1 protein-coding gene is annotated in these 233 nt (G+C 32.6%); it reads right to left on the reverse strand.

Features of this window, described 5'->3' with window-relative positions:
* Positions 1–233: hypothetical protein (locus ACX6CF_RS26390; RefSeq protein ID WP_458788362.1), on the reverse strand; the 233-nt coding region annotated here is incomplete at both ends.

Consider the following 233-nt stretch of genomic DNA (forward strand, 5'->3'; position numbering starts at 1 on the left):
GATCTTGCATATGATTGGAATCATATTCTCTCTTAAGTTATTCTGCAGTTCATTAGGACTTATTATATTACTACTTATTGCTAATGAAAATCCTTGTAGAGCTACGCCTGGCAAAGAACCTCCACCTGGTGCATCATCTTCCTCTATAATATCAATATCTATTTTATTGCCAAGTTTTTCTTCCATCATCTTTTTCAATATATTCGCTTCTTCTAGTAATGTTTTAGAAGTCT

The sequence above is a fragment of the Vallitalea sediminicola genome (genome assembly GCF_054408565.1).